Origin of the sequence: Pseudomonas versuta, from assembly GCF_001294575.1 — a bacterium.
Taxonomy (GTDB): domain Bacteria; phylum Pseudomonadota; class Gammaproteobacteria; order Pseudomonadales; family Pseudomonadaceae; genus Aquipseudomonas; species Aquipseudomonas versuta.
On the sequence record NZ_CP012676.1, the window covers coordinates 2,383,084 to 2,406,317 of the forward strand.

Consider the following 23,234-nt stretch of genomic DNA (forward strand, 5'->3'; position numbering starts at 1 on the left):
CTCAAACCTCGATTTCATCCAGCCAGCGGGCCATGTCATCCAGGCGCTCGCGATGCTCGACCGCCGCGGCGAACAAATCGCCCGGCAGCTGTAGGGCCAACTTCTGCACGGTGACGTGATCGAAGAAGGCGTTGATTGGCAGGTGACAGCCGTGGCGTTGTTGCAGTTGGGCGCGCACTTGCATGACGCTCAGCGAGTGCCCGCCCAGCTCGAAGAAACTGTCGGTGACGCCGATCTGCTCCAGCCCCAGAACTTCAAGCCAGATGTCGACCAGCGCCCGCTCGGCATCGCTGCCCGGCGCTACATGGCCGCTGCTCGCGCCCGGCCCTTCGGGTTGCGGCAACTGTTTGCGGTCCAGCTTGCCGTTGGCCGAGAGCGGCATCGCCGGCAATTGCAGCAAGCGCCACGGCACCATGTATTCAGGAACGTGCTGCCCCAGGTGAAATTTAAGCGCGGCTTCGTCGGCCTCGGTGCCGACCCAGTAACCGAGCAGTTGATTGTCCCGCGCCACCACCACGCATTCGCGCACCGCGGCATGGGCCAGCAACACTGCTTCGATCTCGCCCAGCTCAATGCGCTGGCCGCGCAACTTGACCTGATGATCGAGGCGCCCCAGGTAGTCGATGGCACCATCGGCACGCCAGCGCGCCAGGTCGCCACTGCGGTACATCCGTTCGCCGGGCTCACCATAGGGATTGGCGACAAAGCGTTCGGCAGTCAGCCCCGGACGGCCCAGATAACCCCGGGCCAGATTGACCCCGGCGATGTACAACTCCCCTGCCACGCCCACCGGCACCGGGTTGAGATCGGCATCGAGAATATGGATTTGCGTATTGGCGATCGGACGTCCGATCGGCACGCTGCTGCCGTCCTCGCGGCAGGCCCAGGAGGTGACGTCGATGGCCGCTTCGGTCGGGCCGTAGAGGTTGTGCAACTCGCTGGCGGTTTGCTCCAGCACCTGACGCTGCAACTCCGCAGGCAGGGCTTCGCCACTGCATATGATCCGTTTCAGCGAAGTACAACGCGCCAGTTCACCCGCCGAGACGAACGCCTGCAGCATCGACGGCACGAAGTGCAGCGTGGTGATGCCGTGCTCGACGATCAGTTCACGCAAGGCCTGCGGATCACGGTGAGCACCGGGTGGCGCCATCACCAGTGCCGCGCCGCTGAGCAGCGGCCAGAAGAACTCCCAGACCGAGACGTCGAAGCTGTAAGGGGTCTTTTGCAGCACGCGGTCGCTGGCGTTCAAAGCGTATTCAGCCTGCATCCATTGCAGTCGATTGAGCAGCCCGGCGTGACGGTTACCGACGGCCTTGGGCTTACCGGTGGAGCCGGAGGTGTACAGGCAATAGACGAGGTTTTCCGGGCAGATATTGACCTGCGGTGCGGTCTGCGGCTGAGTCGCCAGCGCCAGGTTTTCCAGTGCATGCGGCGGCACGCAAGCAGCGCCGGACCAACTGTCCAGCAGGTGTGCTTGAGTCAGCAACAACGGGCTGCCGCTGTCGGCCAGCATCCCTTGCAAGCGCTCTCGCGGGTGGTCCGGGTCCAGCGGCAGATACGCGCCACCGGCCTTGATCACCCCCAACAGTGCAACCACCAGTTCCACGGAGCGCTCGGCGCACACCGCCACCGGCACGTCCGGGCCTACGCCCCGCACCTGCAACCAGTGCGCCAGCTGATTGGCCCGGGCATCCAGTTCGCCATAGCTCAGACGCGTATCGCCAAATACCAGTGCCAGCGCATCCGGAGTGGCCCGCACCTGCTCCGCGATCAGGGCTGGCAGGCTCGCGTACTGTGCATAGTCGACCCCGGTGGCATTCCACGTTTGAATCTGGCGGGTCTCGCCCGGGCTCAGCAATGTCAGGCTGGCCAAGGGCCGGGAGCTGTCTTCGAACTGTTGCAGCAGCCCGCCAAGGTGTTCGCTGAAGCGCACCACGTCGGCCTCGGTAAAGGCATCCAGGCGATAGCTGAATTCGATCTGCAACTGCGCACCGGCATGGATCACCAGGGTCAGCGGGTAGTGCGTGGTTTCGTGGCGCTGAAGCGGCGAGAACCGCAAGCCGCTGGCCTCGCCAAGGGCCTGTTCCACCGGATAGTTTTCGAACACCAGCAAGGTGTCGAACAGGGCCTGTCCGCCCTGCCCGGCCCAGCCCTGAATCTCGAACAGAGGCGTATGTTCATGCTCGCGCAACGCGCTGTTGAAAGCCTGCAACTGGCGCAGCCAGTCGCCCAGAGGTTGTTGCGCCGGTGGCGTCTGAATCACCGGCAAGGTGTTGATGAACAGCCCCAGGGTACGTTCGGCATCCGCCAGTTGCGCCGGACGTCCGGCCACCGTGGCGCCAAACGCCACGGTGGCCTGCCCGCTGTAGCGTTGCAGCAACAGGCTCCAGGCACCTTGCACCAGCGTATTGAGGGTCACCCGCTCGCGGCGGGCAATGGCGATCAGGCGGGCCGTCTGCTGCGCGTCGCACTGCCAGTGGTGCTGGCGGTGACCGCTGCCAAGGGCCACGCCGTCCACACTAGTGGCCAGCAGAGTCGGCGCGTCCAGCCCGGCCAGACGCTCACGCCAGAAGGCCTGACACTGCGCCGGGTCACGCTGTTGCAGCCACTGCACGTAATCGATGTAACGCCCTGCCACTTCGCCGGGTGGTGTTGCGCGGTAGTGCTGCAAAACCTCGGCGATCAGCCGCGACGAGCTCCAGCCATCGAGCAACAAGTGATGACTGCTCAAAATCAATTGGTAGCGCTGTTCTTCCAGGCGTACCAGCAACACCCGCAGCAAAGGCGCCTGGCCAAGGTCGAAACCGTCCTCGCGCTCTTCGCGGGCCAGATCCTCGACCGCCGTGACCCGGTCGCTGCGCTCGCGCCAGTCAAGCAGGCGCACCGGCGACGGCACGCTGCGGCGCACCGCTTGCAACGGCTGGCTCAGCCCCTCCCAGAGGAACCGGGTGCGCAACACGTCATGCCGGGCCACGGTGCTGTCCCAGGCCTGAGCGAAGCGCGTGGCGTCGAGGCCGTCGATGGCCAGGCTCAACTGGTTGAGATAATGGCTTTCGCCGGGAGCCTGCAAGGCATGGAACAACATGCCCTGCTGCAGCGGCGTCAGCGGATAGAGCAACTCGGTGTCGGCGGGCAGTTGCAGACGCTCCAGCGCGGCCTGATCCAGCCTCGCCAGCGGGAAGTCCGACGGGGTGAAGCGTTGCGCGTCGGGGCTCAGGCAATGCTCGATCAAGCCTTGCAACTCCTCCCGGCACGCTGCGGCCACACGCTCGACCCAGGCCGTGGACAGGCGCGCGCTGCTGTATTGCCAGTTCATCTGCAATTGACCCTGGCGCACCTGGGCATTGATGATCAACTCGTTGCCCAGCGGGGCGTCCGCCGCCTGATCGTCACCGCCGCGCTCGGCGGCGATGCTGAACAAGGCCCGGTGATCCAGGCCCCGATCGGTCTGCCCCAGATAGTTAAAGGTGATCGACGGCTGCGCGGCGCCAGCCAGTTCGGCGCGCACCCAGGGCTCGCCGAGATAGCGCAGCAGGCCGTAACCCATCCCCTGATCGGGCACCTGGCGCAGTTGCTCCTTGATCCCGCGAATTGCCGCACCCGCAGCAGCGGCCGGGTCAGTTTGCAGACGCACCGGATACAGGCTGGTAAACCAGCCCACACTGCGGCTCAGGTCAACGTCGGGACAGTCCAACGGCACTTCACGACCATGACCCTCCAGGCCCACCAGTACGCTTTCGCCAGCGGTCTCACGCAGCACCGCCCGGGCCAGCGCCGTCAGCAACAGTTCATCAACGCGGCTGCGATAGGCCTGAGGGGCCCGGGTCAATAACTGGCGGGTCAATGGCTCGTCCAGCCGTACCTGGCACTCGCGCACCTGGTCGCGGCGACGACTGCCGGCCGGGTCCAGCACGGGCAGGCTGACCGCCCCCGGCGCCAGTGTGGCGCGCCAGAAGTCCAGCTCGGCCAGACGCACCGGCACCTGCGCCTGGAGCACTTCGCCCCAGCGCTGGAAAGCACTGCTCTTGTTGCCAAGGTCCAGCGCCTGCCCGGCCTGCAACTGGCCATAAGCGCGCTGCAAGTCTTCCAGCAGAATGCGCCAGGACACCCCGTCCACCACCAGGTGATGGGCGGCCAGCAACAGCCGCTGGCCATCCCCGGTGTCCAGCAACAGGCCACGCAACAGCGGGCCTTCACTCAGGTTCAAGCCGGCCTGGACGATGCTGCAGACACTGGCCAGTTGGGCCGGGGTGGTGACCTGGACCTGCTCAAGGGGGACCGCAGCGGTGTCGGCGTGACTCTGCTGCCACACACCCTGCGCGTCCCGGGCAAAGCGCAGGCGCAAGGCATCGTGCTGGGCCACCAGCGCTTGCAGGGCACGCTCCAGCAGCCGCGGGTCGAGGCTTTCGCGCGGTTGCAGCAATACCGACTGGTTCCAGTGCTGGCGAACCGGGATCGGGCTCTCAAAGAACCAGGCCTGGATCGGCGTCAGGGCCGCCGCCCCGGCCACCGGACCCTGTGCCCGATCAACGCCCGGCGCAACCCTGGCCACCTGGGCCAGGGCGCGGATGGTCTGTTGTTCGAACACATCTTTGGGGGTCAACAGCACCCCGGCCTGACGGGCACGACCCACCAGTTGCAGGGACACGATTGAATCGCCGCCCAGTTCAAAAAAGTTGTCGCTGGCGCCGACCCGTTGCATACCCAGCAACTGCTGCCAGATCCCGGCCAGCAAGGTTTGCACCTCGCCCAGGGGCGCGACGAATTCGCCGTCCTGCACCTGCCAGTCCGGGGTGGGCAAGGCCGCCCGGTCGAGCTTGCCGTTCGGCGTCACCGGCAATTGCGCCAGCCAGATCAGCCGGGCCGGAATCATGTAGTCCGGCAAATGCCCGGCCAGGGCTTGCTTGACCCGCGTCTCCAGGCCCGGCTCATCGGCTGGCGTGGTTGCCACGCCATAAGCGACCAGTCGTGGCCCGGTGGGTGAAGGCAACGCTAGCACCACGCACGTCTCGACCTGCGGATGTTGCTGGATATGCGCCTCGACCTCCCCGGGCTCGATGCGATAACCACGGATCTTGATTTGCTGATCGATACGGCCGACGTATTCGATCACCCCTTCGGCACCCCACAACACACGGTCGCCGGTGCGGTACATGCGCGCCCCCGGCGCACCGAACGGGTCAGGCACAAAACGCTCGGCGCTCATGGCCGCGCGTCCGTGATATTCCCGAGCCAGACCAGTGCCGCCCAGGTACAGCTCGCCACTGACCCCGAGCGGCACCGGTTGCAGGCGTGCGTCGAGAATGTAGGCACGACGGTCGCCGACAGGACGGCCGATGGGCGCGTAGGCCGACAGGCAGGCCTGGCTGGCCGGCACCTTCCACACCAGCGGCGTGACCACGGTTTCGGTCGGGCCGTAGCCATTGATCAGGGTGCGCGGCGCCAGGGTCTGGCGGATCCGCTCGAAATTGGCCTGGGGCATGGCTTCGCCGCCGAAGGAGTACAGGTCCAGCGCCGGGGCATGCCCCCGGGTCCGGGCTTCGGCGGCCAGCTGGGTCAGATACACCGGCGGGAAGCCGGCGTTGGTGACCTGCTGCTCTTGCAGGGTCTGCAAGGTGCGCGCCGGGGACCACAGCTCTTCGTCGCGCAGCACCAGGCTGGCACCGCAGGTCAGCGCGGTCAGCCAGCGCTCATGGGCACCGTCGAAGGCGAAGGAGATAAAGTGAAACTCGCGGGACTCGGCACTCATGTCATACAGCGGCGCGGTGGCATCGCAATGCATGGCCAACGGCCCATGGGCCACGGCCACGCCTTTGGGCGTGCCGCTGGAGCCGGAGGTGTAGATCAGGTACGCAAGATTCTGTGCATGCACCTCGACGCCGGGGGGCTGGTCGCTGTAGGTGTCCAGATCCAGCCGGTCGAGGTCGAGCATGGCCAGGCCCGGGGTTTGCGGCAGGCGATCGAGGGCCATCTGTTCGGTGAGCAACAGGCTCATGCCGCTGTCGGCCAGGACGAAGCCCAGACGTTCGCGCGGATAATCCAGGGCCAGGGGCACAAAGGCTGCGCCGGCCTTGGCCACCGCCAGCAACGCCACCAGCAGGCGGTTGGAACGCTGCAAGGCGACGCCGACCCGAACCTCGGGCCCGACACCGCGAGCGATCAAGGCGTGGGCCAGACGGTTGGCCTGCTGCTCCAGTTCGCCACGGCTCAAGTGCTGCCCTTCGCAAATCAGCGCAATACGCTGCGGATCGGCCGCGGCGTGGGCGGCGATACGCTGCTGCACACTGCTGAAGGCCGGGGCCGCGTAGTCCGAGCGGCTCCAGGCCATGAGTTGAGCTTGTTCAGCAGCGCTCAGCGGGCTAAGCGCTGCCAACGGCTGCAGCGCATCGGCACACAGGCCAAGCAACAGCTGCTGCAGATGTCCGGCCAGGGCCTCGACCCGCTCAGGGGCGAAAGCATCACGACGGTAGCCGAAGCTGATGTCCAGCGTGTCACCGGCGAAGATCGCCAGGGACAATGGATAGTGGGTGGCTTCAAGGGTGCTGGAAGCTTCGATGCGCACCCCGCTGCGCTGGCGCATGGCGTGATCGACCGGGTAGTTCTCGAACACCAGCAGGCTGTCGAACAGGCTCTGCCCGCTCAGGCCCGCCCAACGCTGGATGTCGGCCAGCGGGGTGTGCTCGAACTCGCCGGCATCGGCGCTGCAGGCCTGCAGCTCGCGCAACCAGTCGCCCACCGCCTGTGCCGGCGCACCGCCAGCGATCACCGGCACGGTATTGATGAACAGGCCGACCACCGCTTCGGCATCATCCAGGGCTGCAGGACGGCCCGATACCGTGGTGCCGAACACCACCCGGGACTGGCCGGTATAGGTTTGCAGCAGCAGGGTCCACGCGCCCTGCACCAGGGTGTTGAGGGTGACCCGCTGACGCCGGGCAAACTGGCGCAGCCGCTGGCTGTCAGCCACCGACAGGCCGCCGCGAATCACCCCGTGGCCCGGGGTTTCGTCAAGGCCCTGGGTGTCCCGGGCCGGCAGGCTCTGGGCCAGCAGGGTCGGGCCATCCAGGGTTGCCAGACGCCCTTGCCACCAGGCCTGGGCCGCCTGCCCATCCTGGGCACCGAGCCAGGCGATGTAATCGCGGTACTGGCTGCGCGGCGCCCGCGGCCGTTCACCGGCGTAATGTTGCAGCACTTCGCTGATCAGTCGCGCGCTGCTCCAGCCGTCCAGCAGGATGTGGTGGAAGGTCCAGATCATGCGGCAGCGAGTGGCATCCAGACGTAGCAACTGCACCCGTTGCAGCGGCAAACGTGTCAGGTCGAAACCTTCGGCGCGCTCAGCCCGGGCCCAATCATCCAGGGCTTGCTGGCTGAGCCCGCGGGCGTCATGCAACTGCGCTACGGCCGGGCCACGGCGCAACACCGCTTGCAACGGCGTATCGAGCCCGTGCTCCCAGAGGAACAGGCTGCGCAGGGTCGGGTGTTGCTGGACGGTGGTTTCCCAGGCCTGCAGGAAGCGTTGCGGGTCCAGACCGTCAAGCACCACGTCGATCTGGTTGACGTAGGCCGCCCGGGCATCCCCTTGCAGGGTGTGGAACAGCAGCCCCTGTTGCAGCGGCGACAGCGGATACAGGTCCTCGACGTCGCGGGCTGCCAGGGGCAGGCCGTCGAGCCGGGCCTGGCTCAAGCCCGCCAGCGGCACATCGGTCGGGGTCAGCGCGGCGTTTTGCGGGACCAGACAATAAGCGGCGAGCAAGCTCAGTTCGGCACGCAGGTCATCAAGAAGGCTTTGCAGTTGCGAAACGCTGTAGTGCCGGGCATCGGCCCGGCCGTCGAATTGCAACTGGCCTTCCACCAGGCGGGCGTTGAGGGTCAAGGCATGGCTCAGGGGGGCAGCATCGTCGCGCTGGCGGCCCTGGGGTTCGCCGGCCAGGGCAAACAGGCGCTGGCCGTCAAGGCTGGTGTCGTACTGCCCCAGGTAGTTGAACATCACCTGCGGCCGGGCCTGCCCGTCAAGCACTGCCCGGGCAGACGCCGGGCCGAGATAGCGTAGCGCGCCGTAGCCGATGCCCTTGTTCGGCACCTGACGCAGCTGCTCCTTGACCGCCTTGATCGCCGAGCCCAGATCGCCCGTACCCGGGCTCAGACGTACCGGGTACAGGCTGGTGAACCAGCCAACGCTGCGTTCGATATCCAGCCCATCGCCGAACGGTGCGGGCAACGCATCGCGGCCATGGCCTTCGAGCTCGACGCTCAGGCAGTCCTGTGCGCTTTGGCGGCACAGGACCCGCGCCAGTGCCACCAGCAACAATTCATCCAGACGCGTGCGATAGGCCGCCGGCGCCTCTTTTTGCAGGCGCCGGGTCAGTTCCGCCGGCAGGCGCAGGCGGCGCTCCACGGCCTGGCCCTCACTGCCCAAGGCCATTAGCGGCTGCCCTGCAGTCTGCGCGCACCAGTAGTCCAGTTCATCGAGCAGCGCCGGGCTGGCGGCGAACGCCTGCAAGCGCTGGCCCCACAGGGCGAAGCTGGCCCCCACCGGTGCCAGGGTCACGCGCTGGCCTGCCGTCAGTTGGCGATAGGCTTGCTGCAAATCTTCCACCAGGACACGCCAGGACACGCCGTCCACCACCAGGTGATGAACCACGATCAACAGACGCTGGCTGCCGTCGTCTAGGGTCAACAAGGCAGCGCGCAACAGAGGCCCCCGGGCAAGGTCCAGACTGGCCTGCAAGCGCTCGGCCTCGCGCAGGAATACCTCGGTGTCCGGGGCATCCACCTCCACCAGCCAGTCCTCGGCGCAATGCGCGGTGTAGTCTTGTTGCCAGACGCCCCGGGCATCCTGCCCGTAACGCAGGCGCAGGCTGGCATGCTGTTCGGCCAGCGCCGCCAGACTGGCGCGCAGGGGTTCGACTTGCAGGGCCTGCAGCGGGCGCAGCAAAGCCGACTGGTTCCAGTGCTGACGCTGCGGGATGTCCTGGCTGAAAAAATATGCCTGGATCGGCGTCAGCGGCGCCGGCCCGACCGTTACCGCCTGCTCCAGCTCGCCTCCCTGAGTCACGCTGCGCGCCGCCTGGGCCAGGGCCGCCAGCGTCGGGTGCAGGAACAGGTCACGGGGGCTCAGTTGCCAGCCGGCCTGACGCACCCGGCTGATCACTTGCAAGGACAGGATGGAATCGCCCCCCAGTTCGAAGAAGTTGTCGCCCAGTCCTACCTGATCCTGGCCCAGCACCTCGGCCCAGATGGTCGCCAGGGTCTGCTCGATTGCGCTGCCGGGCGCCACATAGTCTTCAGTCACCGGCCCTTGGGGCTGTGGCAACTGTTTGCGGTCGAGCTTGCCGTTGGCCGACAGCGGCATGGCATCCAGCTGCACCAAACGCCACGGCACCATGTATTCAGGAAGGTGACGGGCCAGATGGGCCTTGAGTGCATCCTCTTCGGTGGCATCCCCCACCCAGTAGCCGATCAGCTTGTCGTCGCGGGCAATGACCACGCTTTCCCGGACATTGGCGTGGCTCAGCAACAGCGCTTCAATCTCCCCCAGTTCGATACGCAGACCGCGCAACTTGACCTGATGATCGAGGCGCCCCAGGTAGTCGATGGCGCCATCGGCACGCCAGCGCGCCAGATCGCCACTGCGGTACATCCGTTCGCCGGGCGCCCCATAGGGATTGGCGACAAAGCGTTCGGCAGTCAGGGCTGCACGGCCCTGATAACCCCGCGCCAGATTAATCCCGGCGATGTACAACTCCCCCGCCACGCCCACCGGCACCGGGTTGAGATCGGTGTCGAGAATATGGATTTGCGTATTGGCGATCGGACGCCCGATCGGCACGCTGTTGCCGTCCTCGCGACAGGCCCATGAGGTGACGTCGATGGCCGCTTCGGTCGGGCCATACAGGTTGTGCAATTCACTGCTGGTTTGCCCCAGCACCTGACGCTGCAACTCCGCAGGCAGGGCTTCGCCGCTGCAAATAATCCGTTTCAGCGACGTACAAAGCGCCAGTTCACCGGCCGAGACGAACGCCTGCAGCATCGACGGCACGAAGTGCAAAGTAGTGATGCCGTGCTCGACGATCAGTTCACGCAAGGCCTGCGGATCACGGTGCGCGCTGGGCGGTGCCATCACCAGCGCGGCACCGCTGAGCAGCGGCCAGAAGAACTCCCACACCGACACATCGAAACTGTAAGGGGTTTTTTGCAGCACCCGGTCGCTGGCATTCAGGCCGTATTCGGCCTGCATCCATTGCAGGCGATTGAGCAGCCCGGCGTGACGGTTACCGACGGCCTTGGGCTTGCCGGTGGAGCCGGAGGTGTACAGGCAGTACACGAGGTTTTCCAGGCCGATATCGACCTGCGGCGCGGTCTGCGGCTGCATCGGCAGCGGCAAGGTTTCCAGTGCATATACCGGTACACCGGCAGCGCCGGACCACGTGCTCAATAGATGTTTCTGGGTCAGCAACAATGGGCTGCCACTGTCGGCCAGCATCCCTTGCAGGCGCTCTTGCGGGTGATCCGGGTCCAGTGGCAAGTACGCACCACCGGCCTTGATCACCCCCAATAGCGCCACCACCAATTCCACGGAGCGCTCGGCGCACACCGCCACCGGTACATCCGGGCCGACGCCCTGAGCTTGCAGCCAATGGGCCAGTTGATTGGCCCGGGCATCCAGTTCGCCATAGCTCAGCTGCGTGTCGCCATACACCAGCGCCAGGGCGTCGGGGGTGGCCCGCACCTGCTCGGCGATCAAGGCTGGCAGGCTCGGGTACTGCGGGTAATCTTCGCGGGTCGCATTCCAGCTTGCGAGTTGCTGTTGCTCCGCCGTCGTCAGCGGCGGCAGTTCATGCAGCGGGCGTTCGGGTTGCTCCAGTAATTGCTCGAGCAGGTACAGAAAATGCGTGTGCCAGCCGTGCACGGTGGACGCTTCGAACAGGTCGGTGGCGTAACTGAAGGTGGCCGTGATCTGCCCCTGAGGGGTTTCTTCGGTGGTCAGGGCCAGGTCCAGCTGGGCGGTTTCGGCGGCCTGATCCAGGCGCTCGAACACCAGCCCGCCTGCCTGCAGCTGGCTGTCGCCACGCTGCAAGTGATTGAACAGCACCTGGAACAGCGGGTTGCGACCAAGGCTGCGCTGGGGTTGCAACGCCTCGACCAATTGTTCGAAGGGCAGGTCCTGATGGGCCTGGGCTTGCAAGGCTTGCTCACGCACAGCCTTGAGCTGGTCGATAAAGGCTTCGCGGCGCGACACTTGCAGCGGCCAGACCTGAGTGTTGACGAAGCAGCCGATCAAGCCTTGGGTCGCCTGCGCCTGACGATTGGCCACCGGGATCCCGACCCGCACCTGCGCCTGACCGCACAGGCGGCTGAGCCACACGCCGTAGGCCGCGAGCAGAACCATGAACGGCGTGGCCTGCTGGCTACGGGCAAACTGGCGCAAGCGGGTGCTGGTGGCATCCGCCAATACCTTGCCGACCCGCGCCCCGCGATAGCTGGGCAAACCGGGACGCAAGTGGTCCGCCGGCAATTCCAGCACCGGCTCCTCACTGCCCAGGCGCTCACGCCAATACGCCAGCTGCTGCTCGCTCTCGCCGGACTCCAGCCACAGCCGCTGCCAGCGCGCGTAATCGCTGTATTGCACATCGAGGCCGGGCAACGGGCTGGCCTCGCCCCGCAAGTGGCGGGCATAACCACAGGCCAGTTCCTGGACAAACAACTCCACCGACACACCGTCGGCGACGATGTGATGCATCGTCACCAGCAAGGCGTGGCGCTGCTCGGCGCAACGCACCAGGCACAGGCGCAGCAACGGCCCCAGGGTCAGGTCGAAGGGTTGCCGCGCCTGATCCTGGGCCAGGCGCGTCAAGGCGGCGTCCCGGGCCCGGTCTGACACCTCGCTGAGGTCTTCGCGGGCGAGGATCAGCCCGTGTTCAGTGGCGCCATGTACCCGCACCCGGGGCTCGCCGCCCTCTTCGGGAAAGTCGCTGCGCAGTACCGCGTGACGGGCGACGATGTCGGCCAGGGCAGCCTCCAGCGCCGCCTCGTTCAATTCCCCGGTGAGTTGCAGCCCGCCGGTAATGTGATAAGCGCTGGCGGTCGGTTCCAGTTGCCACAGCAGCCACAGTCGGTGCTGGCTGTAGGACAGCGCGCCCGCAGCCCCGGCGAGTGCCGGGACGATTGGCAGACGCCGGGCATCAATGCCTTTTTCCCGCAGCTGTTGCAGGAACAGCCGCTGCTTTTCACCTGGAAGTGCATTGAGCCGTTCGGCCAGCGGGCGCAACGGATCGTCACGGTGGCTGGGGCCGTGGGCTTGGCTCAGGTCATTCATTCAATGCGCTCCAGTTCATTCAGCAATTGGGTCATGGCGTCCATCTCGTCTTCGGGGGCGTGCGCCGGAATGTGCTCCAGGTGCCGAGCAAGCGCCTCGACCGTCGGGGTGTCGAACACCGCGCCGAGGTGAATCTGTACGCCTAACTGGTGGCGAATCTGCGAGGCCAGGCGGGTCGCCAGCAGCGAATGCCCGCCCAGCTCGAAAAAATCATCCGTCACACCGACCCGCTCCACACCCAGCACCTCGGACCAGATTCTGGCCAGCGCGCGCTCGGCGTCATTGCGGGGTTCGACATAGCCAGTGGCAGCGGCCTGCGCCTCGACCTGCGGTAACTGCTTGCGATCCAGTTTGCCGTTGGCCGAGAGCGGCATCGCCGGCAATTGCAATAATCGCCACGGCACCATGTATTCAGGAACGTGCTGCCCCAGATGAAATTTAAGCGCGGCTTCATCGGCCTCGGTGCCGACCCAGTAACCGAGCAGTTGATTGTCCCGCGCCACCACTACGCATTCGCGCACCGCGGCATGGGCCAGCAACACTGCTTCGATCTCGCCCAGCTCAATGCGCTGGCCGCGCAACTTGACCTGATGATCGAGGCGTCCCAGGTAGTCGATAGCGCCATCGGCGCGCCAGCGCGCCAGGTCGCCACTGCGGTACATGCGCTCGCCGGGAGCACCATAGGGGTTAGCGACAAAGCGTTCGGCAGTCAGCCCCGGACGGCCCTGATAACCCCGGGCCAGATTGACCCCGGCGATGTACAGCTCCCCCGCCACACCCACCGGCACCGGGTTGAGATCGGCATCGAGAATATGGATTTGCGTATTGGCGATCGGACGCCCGATCGGCACGCTGCTGCCGTCCTCGCGACAGGCCCAGGACGTCACGTCGATGGCCGCTTCGGTCGGGCCATACAGGTTGTGCAACTCGCTGGCGGTTTGCCCCAGCACCTGACGCTGCAACTCCGCAGGCAGGGCTTCGCCGCTGCAAATAATCCGTTTCAGCGAAGTACAAATCGGCAGTTCACCGGCCGAGACGAACGCCTGCAACATCGACGGCACGAAGTGCAAAGTGGTGATGCCGTGCGCGACGATCAGTTCACGCAAGGCCTGCGGATCACGGTGGGCACCGGGTGGCGCCATCACCAGTGCCGCGCCGCTGAGCAGCGGCCAGAAGAACTCCCAGACCGAGACGTCGAAGCTGTAAGGGGTTTTTTGCAGCACCCGGTCGCTGGCGTTCAGGCCGTATTCGGCCTGCATCCATTGCAAACGATTGAGCAACCCGGCGTGGCGGTTACCGACGGCCTTGGGCTTGCCGGTGGAACCCGAGGTGTACAGGCAGTACACCAGGTTTTCCGGGTTGATATCGACCTTGGGTGCAGTCTGCGGCTGAGCCGCCAGCGCCAGGTTTTCCAATGCATGGACCGGTACACCGACAGCGCCGGACCAACTGTCCAGCAGGTGTGCTTGAGTCAGCAACAACGGGCTGCCGCTGTCGGCCAGCATCCCTTGCAAACGCTCCCGCGGGTGGTCCGGGTCCAGCGGCAGATACGCGCCACCGGCCTTGATCACCCCCAACAGTGCCACCACCAATTCCACGGAGCGCTCGGCGCACACCGCCACCGGCACGTCCGGGCCCACGCCCCGACCCTGCAACCAGTGGGCCAGCTGATTGGCCCGGGCATCCAGTTCGCCATAGCTCAGACGCGTGTCGCCATGCACCAGCGCCAGCGCATCCGGAGTGGCCCGCACCTGTTCGGCGATCAAGGCTGGCAAGCTCGCGTACTGCGCATAGTCGACCCCGGTGGCATTCCACGCCGAGAGCTGCCGTTGCTCCACGTTATCGAGCATTTGCAACTGGCCAAGGCGGACCGTTGACGGCCCCTGCGCCCGGGCTGCCATAGCCAGCAGCAGGTTCTGTAAATGCTCCCCGAGGCGAGCCACGCTGGCCGCGTCGAAAGCACCCAGCAGGTAACTCAATTGCAGGTCCAGGGTGTCGCCCGCGTGGATCACCACGGTCAGCGGGTAATGGGTGGTTTCCCGGGAAATCACCTTGCCGAATTGCACGCCGCTGCCGCTGCGCAAGGCGCTGTCCACCGGGTAGTTCTCGAACACCAGCACGCTGTCGAACAGCGCCCGGCCGCCCTGCCCGGCCCAGCGCTGGATATCGAACAGCGGCGTGTGCTCATGCTCGCGCACCGCCAGGTTCAGCGATTGCAGTTCACGCAGCCAGTCCCCCAACAAACGCTGCGGCCCGGGCGCCTGAATGATCGGCAAGGTATTGATGAACAGCCCCAGCACCCGCTCGGCATCGGCCAGCGCAGTCGGACGCCCGGCCACGGTGGCGCCGAAAGCCACGCTGCGCTGCCCGCTGTAGCGTTGCAACAACAGGCTCCAGGCTCCCTGGAGCAAGGTGTTCAGGGTCACCCGCTCGCGCCGGGCAAATGCCCCCAGCGCCGAGGTCGCATCCCGGTCCAGTTGCAGCCGCAGGTCGCCATGCCCGGCCCGCGCCGGGACTGCCGGCAAGGCATCGGCCAGCAGGGTCGGTTGCTCCAGCTGGCGCAGTTGTTCGCTCCAGAAGTCCTGGCTCAGGGTGGCATCCTGACGGCCCAGCCAGGCCAGGTAATCGCGGTAGCGGCTGGCGCTGGCAGCGGGCGTTTCACCACGGTAATGCAACAGCACCTCTTCGATCAGGCGGGCCGTGGCCCAGCCGTCGAGCAGGATGTGATGGCGGGTCCAGATCAATTGGTAAGCGCTTTCGCCCAGGCGTACCAGCAACACCCGTTGCAGCGGTGGTCGGCGCAGGTCGAAGCCCTGGTCGCGCTCGGCATCGGCCAGTTCGGCCAGTTCCAGGCGCGCCTGTTCGGCGCCGCGTGCACGCCAGTCGAGGTGGCGCACCGGCGATGGCAACTGGCGATGGATCCATTGCAGGGGCTGGGGCAAGTCGCCTTCCCAGGCGAAACCGGCCCGCAGGATCGCGTGCTCATTGCTGACCTGCTCCCAGGCTGCGGCGAAACGCGGGCCATCAACATCGTTCAATGGCACACAGACCTGATTGACATAGGCACTGCCCGTGGCGCCTTGCACAGCGTGAAACAGCATGCCCTGTTGCAGCGGCGACAAGGGGTAAAGGTCTTCGAGGTCGGCGGCGGCCACCGGCAGTGCATCCAGTTGTGCCTGGCTGACGCTCGCCAGCGGGAAATCCGAAGGTGTGACACCCGCAGCGCCGGGGCTCAGGCAATGGTCGATCAGAGTGCCCAGGCTCGCCAGATAGTCCTCGGCCAGGCCTTGCACCAGCTCGCTGTCGAAGCGCTCGCAGCCATAGCGCCAGCTCAGTTGCAGGCAGCCGTCGCGCACCTGGCCGGTGATCACCCATTCGCTGTCGGCATCGGCGCCCGGGTCCAGGGACGCGCCCAGGCTTTCCCCGGCCCAGTCGAACAGGCCGTCGGCCAGGCGGCCCGGGTCGAACTGCCCCAGGTAGTTGAAGGTGATTTGCGGTGCCGTGCGGGCCGCCAGCCGGCGGGCCAGATCATCCTCGCCCAGATAGCGCAACACGCCGTAGCCCAGGCCCTGGCCGGGTACCTGGCGCACTTGCTCCTTGATCGCCTTGATCGCTTCGGCCGCTGAGCCGTTGCCGGGCGCCAGTTGCAACGGGTACAGGGCAGTGAACCAGCCGACGCTGCGGCTCAGGTCCAGCTCGGCCGGGGCATTGGGCCCCGGGGTGCGGCCGTGACTTTCCAGAAGGATATCCAGCGCCGGTTGGCCGCTCCACTGGCACAGGGTCCGGGCCAGCCCGGCCAGCAGCAGTTCGTCGATCCGCGTGCGATAGGCACCGTGGGCCGCGCCCAGCAAGGCGCGGGTCCGCGCCGGGTCGAGCTGCACCTGCACCCGGGCCGTCGCGCCGAGGGCACGGCTGCCTTGCGGGCGCGGCACCCGCAACGGGGTTGGCGCGGTCTCGGCATACGCCTGCCAGTAAGCCAGCTCGCTGTCGCCCAGGCCTTGGCGCTGCCAGCTTGCGAGGTGCTCGCCCCAGGCCTTGAAGCTGCTGGTACGCGCAGCCAGGCGCAGCGATGAACCGGCCAGCGCCTGGCTGTAGAGCTGCGCCAGGTCTTCGAGCAGGATGCGCCAGGACACGCCGTCCACCACCAGGTGATGGGCCACCAGCAACAACCGTTGCTGGCCATCGCCCAGTTGCATCAGCACGGCCTTGAACAGCGGGCCCCGGTCCAATTGAAAACCGCGCTGGGCCTCTTCGCAGACGGCACTGATCGCCTCGGGACGGCCCAGGGTCCGGCACTCCAGCAAGGAGGGGGCGCCATTACCATGGCTGGCGCTCCATTGCCCGTCCACCTGTTGAAATTGCAGGCGCAGGGCATCGTGATGGACGAACAGCGCCGCCAGTGCCTCGCTCAGCGCAGCGGGCTCCAGGATTTGCAGCGGTCGTAGCAGTAACGCCTGGTTCCAGTGGCCCGCAACCGGCACCGCCTGGGCGAAAAAGTGTGCCTGGATCGGTGTCACGGGGGCTGCGCCCTGAACCGGGCCACTGTCCCGGCTGGCCTGCTCCAGAGGCACAGCGACCCGGGCCAGGGCAGCGATGGTTTGATGCTCAAAAAGGTCGCGAGGATTGAGCTGCCAACCGGCACGGCGCATCCGGCTGATCACCTGCAGGGACAGGATGGAGTCGCCCCCCAGTTCGAAGAAATTGTCGCTGATCCCAACCTGTTCTTGACCCAATACCTCGGCCCAGATGCTTGCCAGGATCCGTTCGATTTCGCTGCTGGGTGCCGCATAGTCTTCAGTCACCGGCCCTTGGGGCTGTGGCAGTAGCTTGCGGTCCAGCTTGCCGTTGGCCGACAGCGGCATGGCATCCAGCTGCACCAGACGCCACGGCACCATGTATTCCGGAAGGTGACGGGCCAGATGGGCCTTGAGTGCATCCTCATCCGTGGCATCCCCCACCCAGTAGCCGATCAGCTTGTCGTCGCGGGCAATGACCACGCTTTCCCGGACATTGGCGTGGCTCAGTAACAGCGCTTCAATCTCCCCCAGTTCGATACGCAGACCGCGCAACTTGACCTGATGATCGAGGCGCCCCAGGTAGTCGATGGCGCCATCGGCACGCCAGCGCGCCAGATCGCCACTGCGGTACATCCGTTCGCCGGGCGCCCCATAGGGATTGGCGACAAAGCGTTCGGCAGTCAGGGCTGCACGGCCCTGATAACCCCGCGCCAGATTAATCCCGGCGATGTACAACTCCCCCGCCACGCCCACCGGCACCGGGTTGAGATCGGTGTCGAGAATATGGATTTGCGTATTGGCGATCGGACGCCCGATCGGCACGCTGTTGCCGTCCTCGCGACAGGCCCATGAGGTGACGTCGATGGCCGCTTCGGTCGGGCCATACAGGTTGTGCAATTCACTGCTGGTTTGCCCCAGCACCTGACGCTGCAACTGCGCAGGCAGGGCTTCGCCGCTGCAAATAATCCGTTTCAGCGACGTACAAAGCGCCAGTTCACCGGCCGAGACGAACGCCTGCAGCATCGACGGCACGAAGTGCAAAGTAGTGATGCCGTGCTCGACGATCAGTTCACGCAAGGCCTGCGGATCACGGTGCGCGCTGGGCGGTGCCATCACCAGCGCGGCACCGCTGAGCAGCGGCCAGAAGAACTCCCACACCGACACATCGAAACTGTAAGGGGTTTTTTGCAGCACCCGGTCGCTGGCATTCAGGCCGTATTCGGCCTGCATCCATTGCAGGCGATTGAGCAGCCCGGCGTGACGGTTACCGACGGCCTTGGGCTTGCCGGTGGAGCCGGAGGTGTACAGGCAGTACACGAGGTTTTCCGGGCCGATATCGACCTGCAGCGCGATCTGCGGCTGAATCGCAAGCGGCAGGTTTTCCAATGCATGGACCGGTACACCGGCAGCGCCGGACCACGTGCTCAATAGATGTTTCTGGGTCAGCAACAACGGGCTGCCGCTGTCGGCCAGCATCCCTTGCAGACGCTCAAGCGGCAGATCCGGGTCCAGTGGCAAGTACGCACCACCGGCCTTGATCACCCCCAGCAGTGCCACCACCAGTTCCACGGAGCGCTCGGCGCACACCGCCACCGGTACATCCGGGCCAACGCCCTGGCCGAGCAACCAGTGGGCCAGCTGATTGGCACGGGCATCCAGTTCGCCATAGCTCAGCTGCGTGTCGCCATACACCAGCGCCAGGGCCTCGGGGGTGGCCCGCACCTGTTCGGCAATCAAGGCGGGAAGGTTCGGATACTCGGGGTAGCGGCTGGCTGTGGCGTTCCAGGTATTGAGTTGCGCCTGCTCGCCAGCGTCCAGCAATGGCAGGCTGAACACCGAGCGGTCAGGCGTGGCGAGCATGCCCTGCAACAGCTGGCACAGGTGCTGGCCGAGGCGCTGGATGGTCGGGGCGTCGTAGAGTTCTGTCACATACTCCAGACGGCAATCGATGCCGTCAGGGCTGGCGATAACGTCCAGGGTCAGGTCGAAACGCGCGCTCTCCAGCTCGCTATCCAGCACCTGCACCTCCAGCCCCGGCAGCTGCAAGGGCTGGGCATCGCGGGAATGGCGGAAGTTGAACAGCACCTGGAACAGTGCGCTATGGCGCAAGTCGCGGGTCAGGTTGAGGCCGTCCAGCACGCACTCGAAGGGAAAGTCCGAGTGCTGCAGGGCCATCCGGCTTTCATCGCGCAGGCGGCGGCACAGCGCGCGGGTGGTCAGTTGCGAATCGAGCCGGGCACGATAGACCTGGGTGTTGACGAAGAAACCGACAATGTCCTGGACTTGGGCATGGCTGCGTGCGGCGTTGGGCACGCCGACCGCGAAATCACGCTGGCCGCTGTAGCGCGCCAGCAGCACTTGCCAGGCCGCCAGTAGCAGCACGAATGGCGAGCAATGTTGTGCCCGGCACCCTTCACGCACCGCCCGGGCCAAAGCGTCCGGCAGCCGGATATCATGCCGCGCGGCTTGCAGGCGTGGCGCTGCGCTGCGCGCACGGTCACTGGGCAGCTCCAGCACCGGCACGTCCTGGCCCAGGTACTGGCGCCAGTACGCCTGGCCTTCAGCGGCGCCCTGGCCAGCAAAGTGCTGACGCTGCCAGGTCGCGTAGTCGGCGTACTCCAGGGGCAAACCCGGCAACGCCCGGTCATTGCCGTCCAGGGCCGCGGCATAGGCCCGGCCCAGGTCGGCAATCAGCAGCGGGTTGGACCAGGCATCGGCAACGATGTGGTGCAGGCACAGCAGTAACACCGCCCCCTCGCCGTCGCACAACAGGCTGGCCCGCAGCAACGGTGCACGATCAAGGTCAAACGGCACGGCAACCCGCTGACGCAGTTCGGCTTGCAAGTCGGCGCCGGTCGCCAGGGTCACGCATTCCAGGTGGAAATCCACCGCGGGCTCGATGACCTGCATGGGCTGCTCATCGACCAGCACGAAGCGGGTGCGCAGGCTGGCGTGGCGCTCGATCAGGCGGCGCAAGGCGGCCTGCAACGCCCCGACATCCGGCCGGCCCTTAATGCGTAGCGCCCGGGCCGAGTTGTAGGCCGGGCTCTGTAGCTCGTACTGCTGGAGAAACCACAAGCGGCGCTGGGCGAATGACAGCGGCGCCGGCCCATCCCCGGTGCGTCGGCCCGGCCCGGCGGGTGCGGCCGGCGCGTCATCATCAAGTAACAGGGCAAGCAATTGGTCGCGGTCAAAATCGGTCATGGTCAATCCAGTGCGGAATAAAAAAAGCCGGCCTGCGCCGGCCTGTTGTCAGTGGGCCGCCAGGCCCCGGGCGGCGCGAGCCTTGGCCAGCAGCTCGGCGCGCTGCTGGTCGCTGAGGCTGTCGAGCTCGCGGCGCAGGCGAGCGATCTTTTCCAGCTGCAACGGTTCGCCAAGCTCGCCCAGCGCCTCGGCCAGCCCGGTGGCGCTGGGATGGTCGAACACCAGACCGGGAGCGACTTCGATCTTGAACAGGGAACGCAGACGCGCCACCAGCTTGATCACCAGCAACGAGTGACCGCCGGCTTCAAAGAAGTCGTGGTCCACCCCCAGAGCAGAGGGCGCACAGTCCAGCAGTTCAGCCATGGCGTCGCGCAGGCAGGCTTGCAGTTCGCTGGTCGGCTCACGCACCGGTTGGCGGTGCAACAACTGCCCCGGGTCGGGCAAGGCAGCGCGCTCGACTTTGCCATTGGCCAGACGGGGCAGGCTCGGCATGGGCAGCAAGCGCGCCGGGCACAGTGCTTCAGGCAGGCGTGCGGCCAGGGCCTGCGGCAACTGTTCCAGGGCCCCGTCAGCAGCATCCGCGCCGAGCACCACATAGGCGATCAGGCTGGCCGCGCCTTCGCCGGGTGACCACAACCGGGCCACGGCCTGCTCGACCCCGGGCAAGGCCAGCAGCGCTGCCTCGACTTCACCCAGCTCGATGCGCTGCCCGCGCAGTTTGATCTGGTGGTCCTGGCGGCCAATCAGTTGCAAGCCGCCCTCGGCCCGGTAGCGGCCCAGGTCGCCGGAGCGATACAGGCGCTGGCCCGCGTGGAACGGATCGTCGATAAAGCGCTCGGCGCTGGCTTCGCCCAGGTAGCCACGGCACAGTTGGGCGCCGCCGATGTACAACTCGCCCACTGCCCCGGTGGGCACCAGACGCAAGCGATGGTCGAGCAGGTATACGCGGTTGCCGTCGAGGACGCCGCTCAGCGGTACCCGCTCGTCGCGGTCCGGCGCGTCGGCCCGCAGCGGGTGAAACAGCACGCCGACCGTGGTTTCGGTGGGCCCGTAGTGGTTGAACAGACGCAAGCCCGGCGCCCGGGCAAACAGTTGCTCCACCAGCCGCCTGGGCGTGGCTTCGCCACCGAGGATCAGGGTCCCGGGCAACGGCGGCGTATGCCCTTCGAGCAGGGCCGCCAGATGCGAAGGCACAAATTTCGCCACGTCCGGCCGTTCACGCACCAGGAAGCGGCTGAACGCCGCGCCATCGGCCAGATCGTGCGCGGCGGCGATGACCAGTTCGGCACCGACTTGCCCGGCGCCGAACAGCAAGGTATGGCCCAGGTCAACGCTCAGCGGGCTGGTCAGCGCCAGGCGCATACCGGCTTGCAGCCCGAGCGCGGCGCTGGCCGAACGCGCGTAGTTGCGCAGCGCGCCGTGCTCCACAAGCACGCCCTTGGGTGCCCCGGTCGAGCCGGAAGTAAACAGCAGGTACGCCAGGTGCCGGTCCGTCAGCTGCGGCGCCTGGAACGGCAACTCGGCATCCCTGCCCGCCTGCTCCAGACTGGCGCTCGACCACGGGCCACGGGCACTGCTGGACGCCGGATCGCACAGCACCAGTGCCGGCTCGGCGCGGGTCAACAGATCGTGGCGACGCTCCGCAGGCCAGGCCGGTTCCAGCGGCAAGTAGTAAGCGCCGGCCACCAGCACGGCGAGGATATGCAGCACCCCTTGCAACGAGCGCTCAGTCTCGATGGCCACACATTGCCCGACACCCACGCCCTGGCCCTGCAACCAGCCGGCCATGCGCGTGACGGTCTGCTGCAAGCCGGCGTAGTCCAGGCGCTGCCGGCCATCGCTGAGGGCAATGGCCAGCGGGGTTTGCCGGGCATGCCGGGCCAGGCACTGCGCCAGCCCTTCACTGTCCTCAACCGGCTGCTGCGGGGCCAGGCTCAACAGACGCTGGCGCTCCTGCGCCCCTACAGGTTCCAGGTCGTCGAGGGGCACGGCGCCCTCCCCCGTCAGTTGTTGCAGCAGGGTGCGATATTGTTCGAGCAGCACTTTGAGGCTGGCGCTGCTGTAAGCCGCGCCATTGGCTTCGATATTGAGTAACAGGCTTTGGTCCCAGACCCGGGCGCTCAACAGCAGGTCGAAGGCCGGACGATGCGGGTAGGCATGCACCTGTTGCGGTGCGATGCGCGCCTGTTCAAAGACGAAACCCGCCTGTAACGGCGCGGCGCTGCCCGGCGCCTCGATCGGGCAGTATTCCTGCCAGCCGAGATGATCGCCCAGACGCTCTTCGGCCTGTTGCAACCATTGAGCGAAGTGCCGCGCCGGGTCCAGTTCAACCCGCAACGGCAGGACTTTTTCGAATACGCCCAGGGTGTTTTCAAAGTGCTCGTAGTCGCTGCGGCAATCGTGCAACCAGCCAGCCACAAAACTGCGCTGACCGCTCAGGCGCCCCAGCAGCACCCACCACAAGCCTTGCAACACGAAGTCCAGCGGTTGGCCGAGAAAGTCCCCCAGGGCCCGGGCGCCGTCCAGGCGTGACAACGGCACGTCAAGCTGCAGGGTCAGGCGCGGCGCCGGCGCAGGGTTGCCATGCAGCCCCAGGCGCAAGGCGTCGCCCCGGGCCGGATCGATCTGCTCGTGCTGCCAATAGGCACGGCCCTGGGCCGCATCAGCATCGGCGGCCATGTCCTGGCGCCATTGCACATAGTGTTCGTAGCCCACTTCGCTGACTGTAGGGGTTTCACCACCGGCCAGCGTCAATACGTCAGCGGCCAGTTGCTCCAGGCTTGGCGGGTCCAGGGCCAGGGCGGCGGCAACAAACTCCAGCTCGATCACGCCGTTGGCCAGGGCACGCTGGCTGACCGCCAGCACTTCGTCCGGGGCCAGGTTCAAGGCCGGTGCCATGGCGTCCAGTTCGACCCAGCGCACCGCGCCCCCCTGATTCGGCACCGCCTGGCGCCAGCCACGCAACCCCGTGACTTGCAGCCAGCGTGTGCCGAGGATCGGCTGGCTTGCCCCATAGCGTTGCAGCGCCGCCCGGATGTCCGCCGGCAGCTGTGCCGCGCTCAGCCCCAGGCGCAACCGATGGCTGCCGGCATCAGCCCGGGCCGGATCATGGCCAAGCAGGCAGGCACGCTGCTCGGGGCTCAGGGCCAGGGTCTGTGGTGCGCTCAAATCAAGACTCAAATCGTTCATCGCAAGTG

At 66.4% G+C, this 23,234-nt stretch carries 3 protein-coding genes; all 3 read right to left on the reverse strand.

All coding sequences use genetic code 11. From position 1 onward, the window contains the following. Position 1: 1 nt before the first annotated feature. From AOC04_RS10540 to AOC04_RS10550, 3 genes are read right to left on the reverse strand one after another with little or no spacing between them, the layout of a single operon-like run. Positions 2-12,316 carry a non-ribosomal peptide synthetase gene (locus tag AOC04_RS10540; protein ID WP_060693122.1) on the reverse strand — a complete coding sequence of 4,105 codons (12,315 nt, stop codon included), beginning with the start codon at positions 12,314-12,316 and terminating at the stop codon, positions 2-4. Then, the gene (locus AOC04_RS10545) at positions 12,313-20,037 is read right to left on the reverse strand and encodes a non-ribosomal peptide synthetase (protein WP_060693124.1); all 7,725 of its coding nucleotides are present in this window, start codon (positions 20,035-20,037) and stop codon (positions 12,313-12,315) included. Before AOC04_RS10545 ends, AOC04_RS10540 begins: the two co-directional genes overlap by 4 nt. A 48-nt stretch (positions 20,038-20,085) precedes the next feature. Further along, positions 20,086-23,226: a non-ribosomal peptide synthetase gene (locus AOC04_RS10550; RefSeq protein ID WP_060693126.1), complete on the reverse strand. Its 3,141-nt coding sequence runs from the start codon at positions 23,224-23,226 to the stop codon at positions 20,086-20,088. Positions 23,227-23,234 lie beyond the last annotated feature (8 nt).

Bases quoted from the DNA above. Each gene is read 5' to 3' on its own strand.
- AOC04_RS10540 (WP_060693122.1), bottom strand. From the start codon at position 12,316: ATGAATGACCTGAGCCAAGCCCACGGCCCCAGCCACCGTGACGATCCG.
- AOC04_RS10545 (WP_060693124.1), bottom strand. From the start codon at position 20,037: ATGACCGATTTTGACCGCGACCAATTGCTTGCCCTGTTACTTGATGAT.
- AOC04_RS10550 (WP_060693126.1), bottom strand. From the start codon at position 23,226: ATGAACGATTTGAGTCTTGATTTGAGCGCACCACAGACCCTGGCCCTG.